At 65.3% G+C, this 18,441-nt stretch carries 17 protein-coding genes; 9 read left to right on the top strand and 8 right to left on the bottom strand.

Annotation, left to right across the window (positions count from 1 at the left end; all coding sequences use genetic code 11):
• Positions 1-53: 53 nt before the first annotated feature.
• On the top strand, positions 54-326 hold the full coding sequence (locus FIV02_RS19085; RefSeq protein WP_037057288.1) for a TfoX/Sxy family protein: 273 nt from the start codon (positions 54-56) through the stop codon (positions 324-326).
• Between the two features lie 105 nt (positions 327-431).
• On the top strand, positions 432-1,229 hold the full coding sequence (locus FIV02_RS19090; protein WP_047585437.1) for a Crp/Fnr family transcriptional regulator: 798 nt from the start codon (positions 432-434) through the stop codon (positions 1,227-1,229).
• A gap of 491 nt (positions 1,230-1,720) precedes the next feature.
• Here the strand turns inward: FIV02_RS19090 and FIV02_RS19095 are convergent, their stop codons facing one another.
• The 6 genes from FIV02_RS19095 to FIV02_RS19120 form a co-directional block, all read right to left on the bottom strand.
• Positions 1,721-2,128 (bottom strand): nuclear transport factor 2 family protein, encoded by a 408-nt coding sequence (locus tag FIV02_RS19095; protein WP_037050742.1) that lies wholly within the window; start codon positions 2,126-2,128, stop codon positions 1,721-1,723.
• 61 nt (positions 2,129-2,189) lie between these two features.
• A complete protein-coding gene (locus FIV02_RS19100) occupies positions 2,190-3,074 on the bottom strand; it encodes a ChaN family lipoprotein (protein WP_152489506.1) in 885 nt (294 codons plus the stop codon).
• Positions 3,075-3,093: 19 nt separating this feature from the next.
• The gene (locus FIV02_RS19105) at positions 3,094-3,861 is read right to left on the bottom strand and encodes a heme ABC transporter ATP-binding protein (RefSeq protein WP_152489507.1); all 768 of its coding nucleotides are present in this window, start codon (positions 3,859-3,861) and stop codon (positions 3,094-3,096) included.
• Positions 3,861-4,844, bottom strand: a complete 984-nt coding sequence (locus FIV02_RS19110) for an iron ABC transporter permease (protein ID WP_172979228.1) — start codon at positions 4,842-4,844, stop codon at positions 3,861-3,863. The genes FIV02_RS19105 and FIV02_RS19110 overlap by 1 nt, the downstream gene beginning before the upstream one ends.
• Positions 4,845-4,894: 50 nt before the next feature.
• Positions 4,895-5,782 carry a hemin ABC transporter substrate-binding protein gene (locus FIV02_RS19115; protein ID WP_152489509.1) on the bottom strand — a complete coding sequence of 296 codons (888 nt, stop codon included), beginning with the start codon at positions 5,780-5,782 and terminating at the stop codon, positions 4,895-4,897.
• A 1-nt stretch (position 5,783) separates the two neighbouring features.
• Positions 5,784-6,854, bottom strand: a complete 1,071-nt coding sequence (locus FIV02_RS19120; protein ID WP_152489510.1) for a hemin-degrading factor — start codon at positions 6,852-6,854, stop codon at positions 5,784-5,786.
• A 174-nt stretch (positions 6,855-7,028) separates the two neighbouring features.
• Here FIV02_RS19120 and FIV02_RS19125 point away from each other — a divergent pair, with 174 nt between their 5' ends.
• Positions 7,029-9,239 (top strand): TonB-dependent hemoglobin/transferrin/lactoferrin family receptor, encoded by a 2,211-nt coding sequence (locus tag FIV02_RS19125; protein WP_152489511.1) that lies wholly within the window; start codon positions 7,029-7,031, stop codon positions 9,237-9,239.
• Positions 9,240-9,353: 114 nt separating this feature from the next.
• Positions 9,354-9,671, top strand: a complete 318-nt coding sequence (locus FIV02_RS19130) for a Rieske (2Fe-2S) protein (RefSeq protein ID WP_152489512.1) — start codon at positions 9,354-9,356, stop codon at positions 9,669-9,671.
• On the opposite strand, the gene sfsA is transcribed toward FIV02_RS19130, so the two are convergent.
• Entirely contained in the window at positions 9,668-10,375 is a 708-nt protein-coding gene (sfsA, locus tag FIV02_RS19135; protein ID WP_152489513.1) for a DNA/RNA nuclease SfsA, read from the bottom strand. The two genes, FIV02_RS19130 and sfsA, sit on opposite strands and share 4 nt — an antisense overlap.
• A complete protein-coding gene (locus tag FIV02_RS19140) occupies positions 10,365-11,546 on the bottom strand; it encodes a pyridoxal phosphate-dependent aminotransferase (protein WP_152489514.1) in 1,182 nt (393 codons plus the stop codon). Before FIV02_RS19140 ends, sfsA begins: the two co-directional genes overlap by 11 nt.
• A gap of 256 nt (positions 11,547-11,802) precedes the next feature.
• Between FIV02_RS19140 and dksA the strand changes: the two genes are divergently transcribed.
• The 5 genes from dksA to FIV02_RS19165 all read left to right on the top strand — a co-directional run bounded on the left by dksA (position 11,803) and on the right by FIV02_RS19165 (position 17,974).
• A complete protein-coding gene (dksA, locus tag FIV02_RS19145; protein WP_017675309.1) occupies positions 11,803-12,249 on the top strand; it encodes an RNA polymerase-binding protein DksA in 447 nt (148 codons plus the stop codon).
• Positions 12,250-12,383: 134 nt separating this feature from the next.
• Positions 12,384-13,268 carry a tRNA glutamyl-Q(34) synthetase GluQRS gene (gene gluQRS, locus FIV02_RS19150; protein ID WP_152489515.1) on the top strand — a complete coding sequence of 295 codons (885 nt, stop codon included), beginning with the start codon at positions 12,384-12,386 and terminating at the stop codon, positions 13,266-13,268.
• Between the two features lie 107 nt (positions 13,269-13,375).
• Positions 13,376-13,552, top strand: coding sequence for a hypothetical protein (locus FIV02_RS19155; RefSeq protein WP_003244646.1), 177 nt, complete (start codon positions 13,376-13,378; stop codon positions 13,550-13,552).
• Positions 13,536-16,490 (top strand): sensor histidine kinase, encoded by a 2,955-nt coding sequence (locus FIV02_RS19160; RefSeq protein ID WP_152489516.1) that lies wholly within the window; start codon positions 13,536-13,538, stop codon positions 16,488-16,490. Before FIV02_RS19155 ends, FIV02_RS19160 begins: the two co-directional genes overlap by 17 nt.
• A 53-nt stretch (positions 16,491-16,543) precedes the next feature.
• The gene (locus FIV02_RS19165) at positions 16,544-17,974 is read left to right on the top strand and encodes a sigma-54 dependent transcriptional regulator (protein ID WP_152489517.1); all 1,431 of its coding nucleotides are present in this window, start codon (positions 16,544-16,546) and stop codon (positions 17,972-17,974) included.
• Positions 17,975-18,441: the final 467 nt, after the last annotated feature.

Here is an 18,441-nt window from a genome sequence, read left to right on the forward strand (position 1 = left end):
CACTGAGTAGCAGGCATGCCAACGTGATTTTCAGCCGCACGCATGGAGGCCTGATGAACGACGAACTGCAACACCTGAAGAACCTGGGCAAGACCTCGGCGCAATGGCTTCACGCTGTGGGCATCCACAGCGCCAACGACCTGCGTCGCTACGGTGCCGTCGGGGCCTACCGGGCCGTTCGGGCCCGTGGGTTTCGTGCCTCCAAGGTGCTGCTCTACGCCATCGAGGGCGCCCTGCTCGACGTGCACTGGAATGAACTTCCGCCTGCGCACAAGGCAGAACTGAATGGCAAGCTGGACGAAGCCCAGACCTGCAACAAGAGCTAGCTCACAACACGAGCGCAAGGTGATTTACTCGAACGCCGCCGCAGCCTATTGTTTCAGGGACCTTCGTGTGGTCAGCCAGCCCAGCCAGTTCAAGGAATTACGGTTATGTATTTACTCGGGGAGCAACCGGCCTACGCCGATCAGTTGATCAATCGCCTGCAGAGTATCCCCACTCACTTGCTGGAAGGGCTGCAACCCGCAGGCGAAGCGCTTCGCCTGGAGCGAGTCGACGATCTGGCGCGGGTGCTGCCGGGCAACCAGCTGTTCATCATCGAGAGCGGCCTGCTCCACGCGGTGGTCGACGAGCGCCCGCTGTTCTACCTGCAGGAAGGTGATCTGGTCGGCCTGCGCCAGGGGATCGACCTGCCCAGCTGCCGCTACAGCAGCGAGGAGCCCATCAGCCTGATTCCCTTCTCGCGCAGCGAAGTGTTCCAGCACATTCACGCCGACGAGCAACGCCAGGAACAGTTCATCCACTACCTGATCGGTCACACGGCGCTGCTGTCCGACGCCTTGGCGCGCCTCAAGCAGCCGGAAATCCGTCCGGCCACCGGCTTCCAGCACTTCGCCGCTGGCGAGGAACTGATCCATCAGGGCGATGAAGCCGACCACGTGTTCATCATCATCGAAGGCCACGCCGAAGCCTATGTCGACGGCCAGCGGGTCGGCGATGTGCAGAAGGACGAGATATTCGGAGCCATGGCGGTGTTCACCCGCGAGAAACGCAGCGCCACGGTCATCGCCAGCGAACCCTGCACGGTGATGGTGATCCCCAAGGAGCAGTTCCTCAGCCTGATGCAGAGCAACCCGCGCATCGCCCATAGCCTGATCGAGAGCATGGCGCGCCGCATCGACCTGCTGAACAAGGAAATCACCCAGCTGCGCCAGCCTGGCGAATCCTGATCATCGCCTCCCGACAGAAAACCCCGGCCAGATGCCGGGGTTTTGCGTTCATGGGCAGGCTCATCGCGGCCGTCGTCCGTTTTTGAGAAAAATTCTCAAAAGGCATTGACATGAAAATGAGAATTGTTATTATTACCTCAACTGGTCGCGAGATCAGCCGATAAGCTAAAGAGACCATTCAGTCGGACTCTTCAGATTATCTCCTCATCAGGCTAATCACGGTTATTGACCCGGCTCTTTGCCGGGTCTTTTTTTGCCTGCGCGGCAGGTTTCTCCACCACCAGCGTTTCATGAGAAAAATTCTCAAAAAGGTGTTGACCGATAAATGATAATTGTTATTATTACCCCATCTGGTCGCGAGATCAGTCGATAAGCTAAAGAGACCATTCAGTCGGACTCTTCAGATTATCTCCTCATCAGGCTAATCACGGTTATTGACCCGGCTCTTTGCCGGGTCTTTTTTTGCCCGCACGAAACACGCTGCGGCCGCTTCAGTCGTCGACCTGCGCCAGCCAGTCCGGCAGATTGAAATGCAGGCTGATACGGCTGATCAGCCCCTCGCGAATCTCGAAGAACGCCCCTACCCGCAGCGCGTAGCGTTGCCCGCACGCCTCCGGCAGCCCATCGTCGGTTGCCAGGTACTCCCCGGCGACGTGGTACTCGCAGGCCGCATGGGCGCCCTGCGGATCGGTCAGGATCACCAGTTGTTCGAGGGTTTCGCGGTAACACTGCATGTGCCGCTCGAGGTAGTCCGCGAACGCTGCGCGGCCATGCTCGGCGAACCCCTGGTTGGGCTCCAGGATCAGGTCATCGCTGACCAGCGCCAGACAGGCACGGACATCGCGGTCATTGAGTGCATTGAAGTAACGGTGCAGCAGGTCGCGAACAGCGGCGGGCATGGCGCAGGCTCCAGATCGGCAAAGCGCCGAGGATACCCCGCCGCCATCCCGGGAAAGGCGGCTAGGGTCGCAGTTTGGCGCAGTGCTCCTGCTCCGGCTGCGCCGCGGTGAACCAGACGTAGTCCGCCATCGATGCATCCACCTGACGTCCGACTTCGGCCAGCATCAGCACGGCATTGCCCTGCCCCGCTCCAAGGTCTGCCAGGTGCAACGGCACCCCAAGGTCCTTGCGCGCATGAAAGGCACCTGCCAGCAGCAGGCTCGGTCGCGGCGCAGCCAGCAATGCCTCGGCCATGCGCCGATCACGTTGCTGCTGCACGGCCAGCATCGCCGGCACCTGGCTTTCCGGGAGCAGGCCGCAGTGCGACTCGCGGATATCGCGTTGCAGCCGCTGCTGCACCGCCGCAGCGGTAGAGGCCTGCCCCTGCAGCGCCGGACGCTGCTGGTAGATGCGCATGATCTCTTCCCGGTCCAGATTGGCCGCCAGCAATGGATAGGGCTGGCGCAGCTGGTAGCGAACCAGCGCACCGTACATCGCCCAGTCCCATCCGGGCTGCCAGGCCAGGGCCCGGATGGCGTCGAGCGGAGGGCGCCCCGCACGCGTCTCGGCCCGGACCTGATCGACCCTGGTCTGCTGGCTCGGGTTGAGCATTTCCAGCAGCACACTGCCCTGCGGACGCTGGGCCGCCAGCTCACGTGACAGCCACAGTTGCAGGGCGTGGTGATCCGGGTTGTCGTGCTGCTCGCCGACCACGACCCGCGACGCCCGCGCCAGGCGCTCGACCAGTCGCTGCGGCGTGATGCGCTCACCGCTGCGCAGGTCGAGTATCACCCCCAGGTCGCCGTGGTCGCGCCCCTCGCTGGCGATAGGAGCCGGCGGTGGCAGTACGCCTCGGGACTGGCAGGCGACCAGCAGGGACAGGCAACACAGCAACAGTATTCGCATGGCAAGCTCCTGCATCGAGTCAACGCGCCACGATCAGTGGATGGCCGCGCTCCGGGTGTCGCTGTATCAGCACGTCCAGACCGAACACCGCACGCAGGGGCTCGGCCCGCAGCACCTCGTCGGGGCTGCCGAAGGCGTGGGGGCGTCCCGCCTGGAGCAGGAGGATACGGTCGCAGTATCGCGCCGCCAGGTTCAGGTCATGCAGGATCACCAGCACCGCGGCACCCTGGCTGGCGAAGTCACGTACCGCCTGCAACGTGGTGTGCTGGTGCAGCGGATCGAGCGCCGAGGTCGGCTCGTCGAGCAGCAACACCTGCCCCTCTCCGCCCGGCCAGAGCTGCGCCAGCACGCGCGCCAGGTGCACACGCTGGCGCTCGCCACCGGACAGCGCCAGGTAACTGCGCCCACGCAGGTGCTCGGCATCGGCCGCGCGCAGCGCCATGGCGACGATCTCGGCGTCACGCACACGCCCGCTGGCATGCGGCAGACGCCCCATGCCGACCACCTCTTCCACCGGGAAGGCGAAGCTCAGCGTCGAACTCTGCGGCAACACCGCCAGCCGCCGGGCCCGCTGACGCCCATCCCAGTCACTCAGGGTGCGCGCATCCAGGGTCACCCGCCCGGCGCTCGCCTCGAATTCCCCGCACAGGGCCCCCAGCAGGGTGCTCTTGCCGGCACCATTGGGGCCGAGCACGCCCAGCACGTCGCCAGGCTGCAACGTCAGGTCGATATCCCCCAGGACGGTTTTGCCGCCCCGGCGCACGCTCAGCTGTTCTGCGCGCAACATCAGGTTCGCCCCCGCACCAGCAGATAAAGGAAGAACGGCGCCCCGATCAACGCCGTGACGATGCCGATCGGCAATTCCGCCGGCGCCAGCAGCAGGCGCGCCAGCAGATCGGCCAGCAGCAGCAGACTGGCGCCGGCCAGCAGCGATGCCGGCAGCAGCACCCGGTGATCGGGGCCGACCAGCAGACGCATCAGGTGCGGGACCACCAGGCCGATGAAACCGATCAGGCCGGCCGCCGCCACCGCAGCGCCGACGCCCAGCGCCGTGCACAGCACCAGCTCCAGCTTGATCCGCTCGACATCGAATCCCAGATGGCGCGCTTCGGACTCGCCCAGCAGCAGCGCGTTGAGCGCCGCGGCGCGGCGCGGCAGCCACAAGGCGATGGCCAGGGTCACCAGCAGCAACGGCCACAGCCGTGGATAGCTGGCGCCGTTGAGGCTGCCCAGATTCCAGAAGGTCAGGCTGCGCAGGGTGGCGTCATCGGCCAGGTAGGTGAACAGGCCGACACCGGCGCCGGACATCGCGGTCAGCGCGACCCCGGCCAGGAGCATGGTGGCGACGTGGGTCTGCCCGTCGCGACGCCCGAAGCGATACACCACGGCGGTCACGATCAGACCGCCGCTGAACGCGCAGAGCGACAGCAGATAAGGGGCGATGGCTGACGGCAGACCGCCGATCATGCTGCCGCCGACGATGGCGACAGCCGCACCCAACGCGGCGCCACCGGCGACCCCGACCAGGCCGGGGTCAGCCAGCGGGTTGCGGAACAGCCCCTGCATGGCCACACCGGACAGCGCCAGCACGATACCCACGCACAGCCCCAGCAGGCTGCGCGGCAGGCGTATCTGACCGAGGATCAGCTCGGCCTGCTGCAGGCCCTCCCCGTCGATGGGCAGGCCCAGCAAGCGCAGCGCGGCCAGCAGGGTATCGCCCAGCGGCAGGCTGACGGGCCCCAGGGCCAGCGACAGCCAGAACGAAAACAGCAGGAGGACGCCCATCGCCAGCAGCAATGGGCGGGGACGAAAAACAGGATTCATCGGTCGAGTTCGGCCGTCAGAGCTGGCTCGGAAGGATAGAACGCCGCCGACAACTCGACCAGCCCCTCGGGCAGGCGCGGACCGAGCCCGCCCACCAGCAGCGTCGGATCGAGGCTCAGCACACGGCCGTCACGCACGGCGCTGGTCTGCGCCAGCAGCGGATTCTGCCGCAGCACCGCCTGACGCGCCTCCTCCCCCTGCAGACTGCGGTCGGCAACGATCAGCACCTGTGGGTCCATCGCCAGCAAGGCCTCGCTGGAGATCGGCTTATAGCCGCTGTGCTCGGTGCGACTCTCGCCACCAGCCCGCTCGATCAACCACACCGCCAGGCTGTCCTTGCCGGCCGCCATGAGGTTGCTGCCAGCATGACCGAGCAACATCAGCACGCGCGGTGCCGGCTGCTGCTCGCGCGCCTTGGCGACCCAGGCCGCCTGATGCTGCAGAGCCTCGCGATAGGCCGCGATCTCTTCATGCGCCTGCTGCGGCCTGCCGAGCAGTTCACCCAGGCGCAGCACATTGCTTTCGAGCGCATCCAGATCGGGCCTGGCCGACAGGCTCTCGATACGAATGCCGGCTGCCTTGATCTGCGCGAGCACCGGAGGCGGCCCCATTTCTTCGCTACCGATCAGCACGTCCGGGTGCAGCGACAGCACCCCCTCAGCCGACAAGGCCCGCTGATAACCGACGCTCGGCAACTGCTGCAGCGATTGTGGATGCAGGCTGGTGGTATCCACGCCGACCAGCTTGCTCTCGCCCCCCAGGCGCACTACCCACTCGCTGAGCGAGCCACCGGAGCTGACCCAGCGTTGCGGCAGCTCGCCCGCACCGGCCAGGGGAGCAAACAGCAGGGCGCTGCACAGCGCCAAGGTTCCACTCAAGCGCATGTCAGACCTCCAGTGCCGCGATGGACTCGGCCAGCTCGCGCCAGTCGTCACGCTCAGCCATGCCCGGCTTGCGGGCCCCGAACAGCTGGACCACCAGTTCACCCTCTTCGTCATAGGCCTCCAGGCTGGTGATCACGCCATCCACGCTGGGTTTGCGCACGCGCCAGAGCTCGACCACGCCAGGGGTTCTCAGGTGCAAGTTGAACTCGGCATCGAGCACGTTGAACCAGTTATCCAGCCAACGCAGATTGTGCACCGGCCCCGTGTGAATCTGGATGCAGTGACGGTTACCGACGAACACCATGATCGGCACCTCACGCGCTGCTGCCGCCTCGATCAGCCTGGGCAGTTCGGCGGTGGCCAGCGGCTCGGCCCACTCATGGCCGGCCAGGCGCAGGGCCTGAGTACGGGCCAGGTCATGGCGCTTGAGCATGGCGAAGAAGTGATGCGTGTCCTTCAGCGCGGCCCAGTCGGCACGCAGTGCCCCCACATCGACCTGATCGTCGGCACGCGGCGCCTTGCGCTCGGCCGGCGGCAGCAGCTCCAGCTCGGCACTCTGCACCTCGGCCCGGAAGCGCTCGACCAGCGGCGCCCAGGCCGCGTCGTCGCTCCTCTCGGTCAGGTGGACCTTGTGAACCGCAACTCCCTGGCGGTCGAAGATCTGGATGCTGCGCTGCACGCCACGCTCGCCGTTCTCGGCGACGGCGAACACGCTGGCCCACTGCGCCATGAACAGGCGCAGGTCGATGTCGGCGGAGACCACCAGCCCCATCGCCGCATTGGCGCTGACGGAAACCTCGCGGTAATGCCCCTTGCGCTCGTGCACGCAGTGCTCGTTGCGGGTCAGCGCCATGATGTAACCCAGCGTCCCCAGCGCAGGCAGCAACTCGGACCAGTCACAGCGCAGGCGCACGGCATCCACGCCGAGGCGGCTGGCGGTCAGTTCAGCCTCACTGACACCCAGTACGGCAGCCGCATCACGGGCCCGCAGACGGGGCTGTTCGAGACGCAGGGCCTGCCAGGCCCGGTACAGATCGATGGCCGGCAAGGCGGCGGGATTCACACTATTCATCGGGACAACTCCTCTCACGGCAAGACGTGCCCGCTGTTTCTGCACAGCGACGGCAATCTACAAACGATAATCTATATGAGAATTATTTGCATCAGATAAATAATCTGGTTAACGTCTTGCGCCGTCGCCAACCAGGCAGTCGCAGAACTGCCCAGCACGCACGGAGCCATTGCCATGCCCCTTCACCCGCCCTATGCCCGCCGCCCATGGCTGGCGTTACTGATGCTGTGCCCCTCCCTCGCCCTGGCCGATACACCGGCCGAGCTCCCCGATGTCGAAGTCACCGCCAGCGTGGTCGAGCAGCCGTTGCCGACCACCACCCGGACCGACGCCGAGACCCTCGAACGTCGTCAGATACGCAGTTTCGATGACTTGTCGCGACGCGCCGAACCGGGGGTGAACTACAACCGCAGCAACAACAGCATCAACATCCGCGGCCTGGATCGCGATCGCGTGCTGACCACCATCGACGGCATCCGCATGCCCTGGCTGAATGACGCGGTGCGCGAAGTCAACGGCGGCCTGGACAGCATCGACTTCCAGAGCCTGTCATCGATCGACGTGGTTCGCGGTGCCAACTCCAGCCAGCTCGGCTCGGGGGCCCTCGGCGGCGCCCTGCAACTACGGACCCTGAGTCCGGATGACCTGCTGGGTAACGACGACAACTTCGCCGGCCTGGTGAAGAGCGACTACGACAGTGCCGACCAGAGCTGGGGGTTGAATGCGGCCCTGGCCGGCCGGATCAACGACACGGCCTGGCTGCTCCAGGCCGGCGGCCGCCAGGGCCACGAGCTCGACAGCCAGGGCAACGACAACCTGCTCGGCACGCAGCGCACCACCGCCAACCCCAGCGATAGCGAACAGCAGAGCCTGCTGCTGAAGATCCAGCAGAAGCTCGCCGCAGGCCACCGCATCGGTATGACGGCCGAGCTGTTCGAACGCGTCGAGGACATGGACAGCCGCATCAACCAGGGCACGGTCAACTACCCGCGGCACTACGACACCCGCGAGACCAACGAGCGCAAGCGACTCTCGTTCGACCATCAGTACCGCGCCACAGGCAGCGACAACCTGCTGGACTGGGCCGACACGGTGGTCTACTGGCAAAAGCTCTATCGCGAGGACGAAGTCGACGCCACCCGCGCCGGAACGCTGGCCGGCCCCTTCGGCCGCGCCAACGAGATCGAGAAGAGCCAGTACGGCATCAGCAGCAGCCTGGGCAAACAACTGGGCCGCCACGACCTGACCCTGGGCATGGAGTGGAGCCGCCTGGAAGCCGAGCAGTACAGCAGCGGCTACGATGCCTGCCCCAGCGTGCTGGTGCCTCCCTTCCCGCCGCAACCGGACAGCACGCCAGCCGGCATCTACTTCTCCTGCGTCAACCTGCACACCAACCAGGCCGAAATGCCGAAGACGCCCGGTACGCTGCAGGGCCTCTACCTGAAGGATGAGATTGCCCTCAGCGACACCCTGACCCTGACGCCGGGCGTGCGCTATGACCACTACGCGTACAAGCCGAGCAGTTCCACCAGCGGCTACGTGCTCGCCGGCGACAGCGTGATGCTCAGCGAGAACAAGGACGCCAAGTGGTCCGGCAGCCTGCTCCTGACCTGGCAGGCGCACGAGCTGGCGACCCTCTATGCGCAATGGGCACAGGGCTTCAAGGCGCCGGACGTCAACGAGCTGTACAGCACCTTCACCAACGCCGGCATGGGCTACGCACGAGTAGGCAACCCCAACCTCAAGCCCGAGGAAAGCACCGGCTACGAAGTCGGCGCCCGCCTCGGCGACAGCCGGCTGGGGGGCTCGGTCAGCCTGTTCGACAACCACTACAAGAACTTCATCGATAGCATCAGCGCCGACGAAGAGGACTATGGTTTCCAGGCGGGCGAATTCCCCACCTTCTTCGAAGTCATGGCCAACCGCGACAAAGTGCGCATCTACGGCGCCGAAGGCAGCGCGCACTGGCAGTTCATGCCGTCCTGGCAGCTCTGGTCCTCGATCGCCTGGGCCGTGGGCAAGGACCGCGAAACCAGGCAGCACCTGAACTCGGTCGCGCCGCTGAGCGGCACCCTAGGCCTGAGCTACACCCGCCAGCGCCATGGCGCGGACCTGATGCTGACCGCCGCGCGCCGTCGCGACAAGGTCGAGAATGACAGTGACTTCAAGGCCCCGGGCTATGCGGTGGTCAACCTGACGGGCTACTGGCAGCCCGCGGCCCTGGACGGCGTCAAGCTGCAGGCCGGCCTGTTCAACCTGTTCGACAGGAAGTACTGGAATGCGCTCAACGTGCCCAGTGCCGCCGGCCGCAGCACGCCTCAGCCGGTCGACTACTACAGCGAGCCGGGCCGCACGTTCCGCGTATCGGCCTCCTGGCAATTCTGAGTTCCACTTGGCGCATGGATGCGCCCTCCTCCTTCCTGCGGGATAATCGGCCTCGCTGACGGCGCCACGCGCCACCTTCTACCCATGGCAGAAGGGCACACACGAGAGAACACGATGATCCGCTTATGCAGCCCACAGGAACTGGCCGAAGGTCAGAGCCGGGGCTTTCTGATCGAGCAACTGAACCTGTTCGCCATACGCCGCGACGGCCAGGTGCACGCCTACCTCAACCGCTGCCCGCATCGCGGCGTTGCCCTGGAATGGCAGAAGGACGGATTTCTCGATGACAGCGGCAGCCTGATCCGCTGCGCCACCCATGGCGCGCTGTTCCTGATCGAGAGCGGCGAATGCGTGGCCGGCCCCTGCGAGGGACAGGCGCTGCAAGCGCTGGAATGCCAGGAAGACGCCGACGGAATCTGGATCGTGCCCTAGGCCAGCACGTCCAGACGACGAACCAGCGCGATGCCCTCGGGGCTGAGCTCGGCGCCGTAGGCCAGCACTTCGACCCCGGCCGTCTTGGCCTCGCGCAGCCCCGCCGCGTAGACCGGGTCGATTTCCTCGGCGGCGCGCACGGCGGCGATACCGGAGAGATTCACGCAATACAGCTGCACCGTGCGCACGCCGGCACGTGCCAGCGCTGCCAGTTCACGCAGGTGCTTGGCGCCGCGCTGCGTCACCGCATCGGGAAAGGCCGCAACATCGCTGCCGTCGAAGCCCAGGGTGACGCTCTTGACCTCGACGAAGGTCGGCCCCTGGGGGAAATCCAGGCGAAAGTCGGCGCGGCTGTTCTCCACCCCGTAGGGCACCTCGCGCTTGAGCGCGGTGAAACCGTTCAGCTCGCTGATCAGCCCGGCGCGCAGCGCCTCCTCCACCAGTGCATTGGCCCGCGCCGTATTGATGCAGGCCAGGCGGCCTTGCGGCGTCTCGCTGATTTCCCAGCTCCCCGGCAGCTTGCGCTTGGGATCGTTGCTGCGGCTGAACCACACCCGGCAGCCTTCGCTCATGCAGTTGAGCATCGACCCGGTATTGGCGCAGTGGATGGTCAGCGCCTCGCCGCCGGCCGTCTCGATATCGGCCAGAAAGCGCTTGTAGCGGCGCAGCAGGCGCCCTTCTTCCAGGGGCGGATCAAAGCGCATCGGGATTCCAGCTCTTCAGGCCACGGGCGATGCGTTCGACCGCCTGCTGCAGGCGCTCGACGTTCTGCGTGTAGGCGAAACGCACATGATGCCCGGCCTGATAACGGCCGAAATCCAACCCCGGGGTGAACGCCACGTGCTCGGTTTCGATGAAGTGGCGGCAGAAGGCGAAGGCATCGCCACCGAAGGCGCTGATGTCCGCATATAAATAGAAGGCGCCTTCAGGCGTGGCGGCGATGCCGAAGCCCAGCTCGCGCAGCGCCGGCAGCAAGTAGTCGCGGCGGCGCTGGAACTCGTGGCGGCGTTCTTCGAGGATGGCCAGGGTATCAGCCTCGAAACAGGCCAGCGCAGCGTGCTGAGCCATGCTCGGCGCACTGATGTAGAGGTTCTGCGCCAGCTTCTCCAGCTCTGGCACCGCCGCCTCGGGCGCGACCAGCCAGCCCAGGCGCCAGCCGGTCATGCCGAAATATTTGGAGAAACTATTGAGCACGAAGGCCTCGTCATCCACCTCCAGCACGCTGCTCGCATCGCAACCGTAGGTCAGCCCGTGGTAGATCTCGTCCACCACCAGATGGCCGCCGCGCTGCTTGATGCTCGCCGCCAGGGCCGACAGCTCGTCCTTGTGCAGCAGGGTGCCGGTGGGGTTGGCCGGCGAGGCGACCAGGGCGCCGACGCTGTCGGAGTCCCAGTGCCGCTCGACCAGCTGCGGAGTCAGCTGGTAGCGCACGTCCGGGCCAACCGGCACCAGTTGCGCAGCCCCTTCGACCAGACGCAGGAAGTGGCGGTTGCACGGATAGCCGGGGTCGGCCAACAGCCAGTGCTTGCCGGGATCGACCAGCAGGCTGGCGGCCAGCAGCAGGGCGCCGGAACCGCCCGGCGTGATCAGGATGCGCTGCGGGTCGACGTTCAGCCGATAGCGCTCGGCGTAGAACGCGGCGATCGCCTCGCGCAGCTGCGGCAAGCCCCGCGCGGCGGTGTAACGGGTATGCCCGGCTACCAGGGCGGCCTGGCCCGCGCGGATGATCGGCTCGGCGGTGGTGAAATCCGGCTCGCCGATCTCCAGGTGGATGACGTCGTGACCGGCTGCCTGCAGCTCGTTGGCCCGCGCCAGCAGGGCCATCACATGAAAGGGTTCGATGGCGCGACTGCGCCCACTGTAGAGCTGAGCCATGGGCCTGCCTTCACGGTTGCGAGCGGCGGATTCTAGCAGGGCTGCTCGGGCAAGCGGCAAGGACGCCGGGCACCGCTACACTTGCCGATCAGGCCCATGCAGATTTCATTCACACCCCGGAGGGGCAGAGACAACCGGGAGTAGCGCGCCCCGATTCGATCTGGTAAGTTCGCCGGCTTGCAGTCGCAGGGCCGGAAAACCGTCTGGCAATGGAATAACCTGCGCGATGGATTCGAAAGAGTGAGAGGCGTCATCCATGCCCACAAAAGAAAAAGCCAAAAGCACCAGCCAGCTGATTCGTGGTTTCGAGCCCTATCAAGAGAAGAAGGGCGAGGAATACATGAGCGAGCCGATGCGCGCTCACTTCACCAGCATCCTCAATAAGTGGAAGCTGGAGCTGATGCAGGAAGTCGACCGCACCGTGCACCACATGCAGGACGAAGCGGCCAACTTCCCCGATCCGGCGGATCGCGCCAGCCAGGAAGAAGAGTTCAGCCTGGAGCTGCGTGCCCGTGATCGCGAGCGCAAACTGATCAAAAAGATCGACGAGACCCTGCAGCTGATCGAAGACAACGATTACGGCTGGTGTGACTCCTGCGGCGTCGAGATTGGCATTCGCCGACTGGAAGCCCGCCCCACCGCGACCCTGTGCATCGATTGCAAGACGCTGGCGGAAATCAAGGAAAAGCAGATCGGTTCCTGATCCGACGACGGGGCGCTCAGGCGCCCCGTTGCATTTCTGGGGAGAGGATGATTCAGCGCATGCCCTCTCCCCCGGCCCCTTGCCCATGAATGGGAGAGGGGAGAAGACAACCCCTTCGACCCAGCCTCGCCTCGATGAACAGCTCCTACGTCGGGCGCTTTGCCCCCACGCCCAGTGGCTACCTGCATTTCGGTTCGCTGGTCGCCGCCCTCGCCTCCTACCTCGATGCGCGCGCCGTTGGCGGCCGCTGGCTGCTGCGCATGGAGGACCTCGACCCGCCCCGTGAAGTCCCGGGCGCCCAGGACGCGATCCTGCGCACCCTGGAAACCTATGGCTTCGAATGGGATGGCGAGCTGGAGCGCCAGAGCGAGCGACACGCGCAGTACGCGGCGGTGACCGAGCGCCTGCTCAGCCAGGGCCTGGCCTACGCCTGCGTCTGCTCGCGCAAGCAGCTGGAAGGCTATGCCGGGATCTATCCCGGCTTCTGCCGCAATGCCTGCCATGCCGAACAGAATGCGGCCATCCGCATACGCGTACCGGAGCTGGACTACCACTTCACCGACCGCGTGCAAGGCGAATTCCATCAGCACCTGGGCCGCGAAGTCGGTGACTTCGTCATTCGTCGCCGCGACGGCCTGTTCGCCTATCAGCTCGCGGTGGTGCTGGACGACGCCTGGCAAGGCATCACCGATGTGGTACGCGGCGCCGACCTGCTCGACTCGACACCGCGCCAGCTCTACCTGCAGGAACTGCTGGGGCTGCCGCAACCGCGCTACCTGCACGTGCCGCTGATCATCCAGCCGGACGGCCACAAGCTGGGCAAGAGCTATCGCTCACCACCACTGCCCGCCGACCAGGCCGGGCCACTGCTGCTACGCGCCCTGCGCGCGCTCGGCCAGCCAGCCCCCGCCGACCTGCGGGACGCCGCCCCCCGGCAGCTGCTGGAATGGGGCATCGCCCACTGGGATGCCACGCGCATCCCGCGCAGCCGCACCCTGGCCGAAGCGCAACTGCGCTGACGAGCGCAACCCGCGCCACGCCTGCCCCACAGCGGCCAGCCCTCAAGCAGGTGGCCTGAAACGCGCCGCTTCCTTTACCATCGCGGCATCTTTCGACGAGATGCCACATGTATATCTACCGACTGGTTCTGATCCTGGTTGTAGGGATCTACCTGTTCTCACCGGCCATCATGGACTGGTGGATCGACCCCAATGGTGCCTGGTACCGCCCCTACCTGCTGTGGCTGATCCTGATCGTCGTGACCTTCATTCTCCAGAGCCAACGCGATGCTGACGAGCTTTAGCCTGAGCGAACTGATCCTGATCAGCGCCGGCTATCTGCTGGTGCTGTTCGGAGTTGCCTGGGTCAGCGAACACGGCCTGATCCCACGCTGGATCATCCGCCACCCGCTGACCTACACCCTGTCCCTGGGCGTCTATGCCAGCGCCTGGGCCTTCTACGGCACGGTCGGGCTGGCCTATCAGTACGGCTACGGCTTCCTCGCCAGCTACCTGGGCGTCTCCGGTGCCTTCCTGCTAGCCCCGGTGCTGCTCTACCCGATCCTGCGCATCACCCGCACCTACCAGCTGTCATCGCTGGCCGACCTGTTCGCCTTCCGCTTCCGCAGCACCTGGGCCGGCGTGCTGACCACCCTGTTCATGCTGATCGGCCTGCTGCCACTGCTGGCCCTGCAGATCCAGGCGGTGGCCGACTCCATCGGCATCCTCAGTCGCGAGCCGCTGCAGGAAAAGGTGGCGCTGAGCTACTGCGGCCTGATCATCCTCTTCACCATCCTGTTCGGTGCCCGGCATATCGCCACCCGAGAAAAGCACGAGGGCCTGGTGTTCGCCATCGCCTTCGAATCGCTGGTCAAGCTGGTGGCGCTGGGAGTGATCGGCTGGTACGCGCTCTACCAGGTGTTCGGTGGTCCCCACGAACTGGAACTGTGGCTGGTGCAGAACCAGGCGGCGCTGTCCACGCTGCACACGCCGCTGCAGGAAGGTCCCTGGCGCACCCTGCTGCTGGTGTTCTTCGCCTCGGCCATCGTCATGCCGCACATGTACCACATGACCTTCACCGAGAACCTCAACCCGCGCGCGATGGTCAGCGCCAGCTGGGGTCTGCCGCTGTTCCTGCTGCTGATGAGCCTGGCGGTGCCGCTGATACTCTGGGCCGGCCTCAAGCTGGGGGCGACCACCAACCCGGAATACTTCACCCTCGGCCTGGGCATCGCGGTGAACAGCGAGGCGCTGGCCCTGCTCGCCTACGTCGGCGGCCTGTCGGCCTCCAGCGGACTGATCATCGTCTCCACCCTGGCCCTGTCGGGCATGGCGCTCAACCACCTGGTGCTGCCGCTGTACCAGCCACCGGCCGAGGGCAACATCTATCGCTGGCTGAAGTGGACACGCCGCGCGCTGATCGCCTTCATCATCATGGCCGGCTATGGCTTCTATCTGCTGCTCGGCGCGCAGCAGGACCTGGCCAACCTCGGCATCGTCGCCTTCGTCGCCACCCTGCAGTTCCTCCCGGGCGTGCTCTCGGTGCTGTACTGGCAGACCGCCAACCGCCGCGGCTTCCTCGCCGGCTTGCTGGCCGGTATCTGCGTCTGGGCCCTGACCATGCTGCTGCCGCTGCTGGGCAACCTGGACGGCTTCTACCTGCCGCTGTTCAACGTCATCTACGTGCTCGACGATGCCAGCTGGCACCTGGCGGCCATCGCCTCGCTGGCCGCCAACGTGCTGGTGTTCACCCTGGTGTCGCTGTTCACCGAAGCCAGCCCCGAGGAGAAGAGCGCCGCAGAGGCCTGCGCGGTAGACAACGTGCGCCGCCCGCAACGACGCGAACTGGTCGCCGCGACTCCGCAGGAATTCGCCGCGCAGTTGGCCAAGCCGCTGGGCGCCAAGACGGCCCAGCGTGAGGTGGAACAAGCGCTGCGCGACCTGCACCTGCCCTTCGACGAAGGCCGCCCCTATGCCTTGCGCCGCCTGCGCGACCGCATCGAAGCCAACCTGTCCGGCCTGATGGGCCCCAGCGTCGCACAGGACATCGTCGAAACCTTCCTGCCCTACAAGTCCGGCAGCGAAGGCTACGTCACCGAGGATATCCACTTCATCGAGAGCCGCCTGGAGGATTACCAGTCGCGCCTTACCGGCCTGGCCGCCGAACTCGACGCCCTGCGCCGCTACCACCGGCAGACCTTGCAGGAACTGCCCATGGGCGTCTGCTCGCTGGCCAAGGATCAGGAAATCCTGATGTGGAACCGCGCCATGGAGGAGCTCACCGAGATTCCCGCCCAGCGCATCGTCGGCTCGCGCCTCAGCGCCTTGGCCGAGCCCTGGCAGAGCCTGCTGCAGGACTTCATCGAACGCCCCGACCAGCACCTGCACAAGCAGCACCTGGCCCTGGACGGGCAGATCCGCTGGCTGAACCTGCACAAGGCCGCCATCGACGAGCCGCTGGCACCGGGCAACAGTGGCCTGGTGTTGCTGGTCGAGGACCAGACCGAAACCCAGTTGCTGGAAGACAAGCTGGTGCACTCCGAGCGCCTGGCCTCCATCGGCCGTCTGGCGGCCGGTGTCGCCCACGAGATCGGCAATCCGATCACCGGTATCGCCTGCCTGGCGCAGAACCTGCGCGAGGAGCGCGAGAACGACGGCGAACTGACGGAGATCAGCGGGCAGATTCTCGAACAGACCAAGCGCGTGTCGCGCATCGTCCAGTCGTTGATGAGCTTCGCCCACTCCGGCAGCCATCAGCGCAGCGACGAACCCGTGTGCCTGGCCGACGTGGCCCAGGACGCCATCGGCCTGCTATCACTGAACAAGCGCAACTTCGACATCCAGTTCTACAACCTCTGCGACCCGGAGCACTGGGCCGAGGGTGACCCGCAACGCCTGGCCCAGGTGCTGATCAACCTGCTGTCCAACGCCCGTGACGCCTCCCCTCCCGGCGGCGCGATCCGCGTGCGCAGCGAAGTCAGCGAGCATACCGTCGACCTGATCGTCGAGGATGAAGGCAGCGGCATTCCCAAAGCCATCATCGACCGCCTGTTCGAACCGTTTTTCACCACCAAGGACCCCGGCGAAGGGACCGGCCTGGGCCTCGCGCTGGTCTATTCGATCGTGGAAGAGCATTATGGACAGATAACAATCGACAGCCCGGCCGACCCCGAGCGCCAACTGGGCACCCGAATCCGGGTCACCCTGCCAAGGCATGTCGAGGCGACGTCCGTAGCGATGTAAACAGCGACAGCAGGTGCCGACCGCACCTCCGTGACCGCCGAGAGAACGAATTGATGCCACATATTCTTATCGTCGAAGACGAAACCATTATCCGCTCTGCCTTGCGCCGTCTGCTCGAACGTAACCAGTACCAGGTCAGCGAAGCGGGCTCGGTACAGGAAGCCCAGGAACGCTACAGCATTCCCGGCTTCGACCTGATCGTCAGCGACCTGCGCCTGCCCGGTGCACCGGGTACCGAACTGATCAAACTGGCCGAAGGCACCCCGGTGCTGATCATGACCAGCTACGCCAGCCTGCGCTCGGCGGTGGACTCGATGAAGATGGGTGCGGTCGACTACATCGCCAAGCCCTTCGACCACGACGAGATGCTGCAGGCCGTCGCCCGCATCCTGCGGGACCGCCAGGAAGCCCGCAACGCCCCGGCAGCCGCTGCCGCAAGTAGCGTGCGGGGTGGTGGCGCGGAGAAAACCGCGGAAAGCGCCAACGGCGAGATCGGCATCATCGGCTCCTGCGCCGCCATGCAGGACCTCTACAGCAAGATTCGCAAGGTCGCGCCCACCGATTCCAATGTACTGGTCCAGGGCGAGTCCGGCACCGGCAAGGAACTGGTCGCACGCGCCCTGCACAACCTGTCCAGGCGTGCCAAGGCTCCCCTGATCTCGGTGAACTGCGCGGCCATCCCGGAGACCCTGATCGAGTCCGAGCTGTTCGGCCACGAGAAAGGCGCCTTCACCGGCGCCAGCGCCGGGCGTGCCGGCCTGGTCGAAGCGGCGGACGGCGGCACGCTGTTCCTCGACGAGATCGGCGAGCTGCCACTGGAAGCCCAGGCACGACTGCTGCGCGTCCTCCAGGAAGGCGAGATTCGCCGGGTCGGCTCGGTGCAATCGCAGAAGGTCGACGTGCGTCTGATTGCGGCGACCCACCGCGACCTGAAGACCCTGGCCAAGACCGGCCAGTTCCGCGAAGACCTCTATTACCGCCTGCACGTCATCGCCCTCAAACTGCCGGCGCTGCGCGAACGCGGCAACGATGTGCTCGAGATCGCCCAGGCCTTCCTGGTTCGTCAGTACAGCCGCATGGGGCGCGAGCCGTTGCGCTTTGCCCACGACGCCGAGCAGGCGATTCGCCACTACCCCTGGCCCGGCAACGTGCGCGAACTGGAAAACGCCATCGAGCGTGCGGTGATCCTCTGCGAGGGTGCGGAAATATCCGCCGACCTGCTGGGCATCGACATCGAGCTGGACGACCTGGAAGACGACGACTTCGGCCTGCCTGGCAGCAGCCAGAGCAGTAGCGGCAGCCATGAACCGACCGAGGACCTGTCGCTGGAAGACTATTTCCAGCACTTCGTTCTCGAACACCAGGACCACATGACCGAAACCGAGCTGGCCCGCAAGCTGGGTATCAGCCGCAAATGCCTGTGGGAACGTCGTCAACGCCTGGGCATCCCACGGCGCAAATCCGGCGTGACCAGCAGCCCTTGACAGCGCGACGACGGTGACAACCACCCCGCACACAGGTTCCACAGGTTGTTACCGTTTCAATATCTCGTAACAAAGGCCGGGTCTATCGGTAACGAAAACCCGGCTTTTTTGTCCCCCACCGGACCGCCTCATTTGCCTCAAGCCATTGATTTTAAAGGATTCTCAAAAACTGGCACGGCATCTGCTTTATCTCTGGCACAACAACAATAACAAGCAATGCCCTACACAATAAGAACAAGACGTAACGACTCCAGAACAACAAAAACAATAAGGTACGGAGGCGCAGCTAACTGATTCTTTTGGAGAGGAGTTGCCGCAAGGGGTTCGCCCCAGCGACCAGACCGAGAACAACAAAACTGTCTCGAGACAGCGCCAGAACTGGTTGATCAAGGCAACATCAGCGTCCAAAGAAATCCGTTTGCTATTGGCTCCCCATTCTAGGGAGCACCCGGTAAGCCACGGCGAAC

This window comes from Pseudomonas sp. THAF187a (genome assembly GCF_009363395.1).
In the GTDB taxonomy this organism is placed as follows: Bacteria; Pseudomonadota; Gammaproteobacteria; order Pseudomonadales; family Pseudomonadaceae; genus Aquipseudomonas; species Aquipseudomonas khazarica.

Coding starts and splice junctions, on each gene's coding strand:
- FIV02_RS19125 (WP_152489511.1), top strand. CDS start 7,029: ATGCCCCTTCACCCGCCCTATGCCCGCCGCCCATGGCTGGCGTTACTG.
- FIV02_RS19115 (WP_152489509.1), bottom strand. CDS start 5,782: ATGCGCTTGAGTGGAACCTTGGCGCTGTGCAGCGCCCTGCTGTTTGCT.
- FIV02_RS19140 (WP_152489514.1), bottom strand. CDS start 11,546: ATGGCTCAGCTCTACAGTGGGCGCAGTCGCGCCATCGAACCCTTTCAT.
- dksA (WP_017675309.1), top strand. CDS start 11,803: ATGCCCACAAAAGAAAAAGCCAAAAGCACCAGCCAGCTGATTCGTGGT.
- FIV02_RS19085 (WP_037057288.1), top strand. CDS start 54: ATGAACGACGAACTGCAACACCTGAAGAACCTGGGCAAGACCTCGGCG.
- gluQRS (WP_152489515.1), top strand. CDS start 12,384: ATGAACAGCTCCTACGTCGGGCGCTTTGCCCCCACGCCCAGTGGCTAC.
- FIV02_RS19130 (WP_152489512.1), top strand. CDS start 9,354: ATGATCCGCTTATGCAGCCCACAGGAACTGGCCGAAGGTCAGAGCCGG.
- FIV02_RS19160 (WP_152489516.1), top strand. CDS start 13,536: ATGCTGACGAGCTTTAGCCTGAGCGAACTGATCCTGATCAGCGCCGGC.
- FIV02_RS19155 (WP_003244646.1), top strand. CDS start 13,376: ATGTATATCTACCGACTGGTTCTGATCCTGGTTGTAGGGATCTACCTG.
- FIV02_RS19090 (WP_047585437.1), top strand. CDS start 432: ATGTATTTACTCGGGGAGCAACCGGCCTACGCCGATCAGTTGATCAAT.
- FIV02_RS19120 (WP_152489510.1), bottom strand. CDS start 6,854: ATGAATAGTGTGAATCCCGCCGCCTTGCCGGCCATCGATCTGTACCGG.
- FIV02_RS19100 (WP_152489506.1), bottom strand. CDS start 3,074: ATGCGAATACTGTTGCTGTGTTGCCTGTCCCTGCTGGTCGCCTGCCAG.
- FIV02_RS19105 (WP_152489507.1), bottom strand. CDS start 3,861: ATGTTGCGCGCAGAACAGCTGAGCGTGCGCCGGGGCGGCAAAACCGTC.
- FIV02_RS19165 (WP_152489517.1), top strand. CDS start 16,544: ATGCCACATATTCTTATCGTCGAAGACGAAACCATTATCCGCTCTGCC.
- FIV02_RS19095 (WP_037050742.1), bottom strand. CDS start 2,128: ATGCCCGCCGCTGTTCGCGACCTGCTGCACCGTTACTTCAATGCACTC.
- sfsA (WP_152489513.1), bottom strand. CDS start 10,375: ATGCGCTTTGATCCGCCCCTGGAAGAAGGGCGCCTGCTGCGCCGCTAC.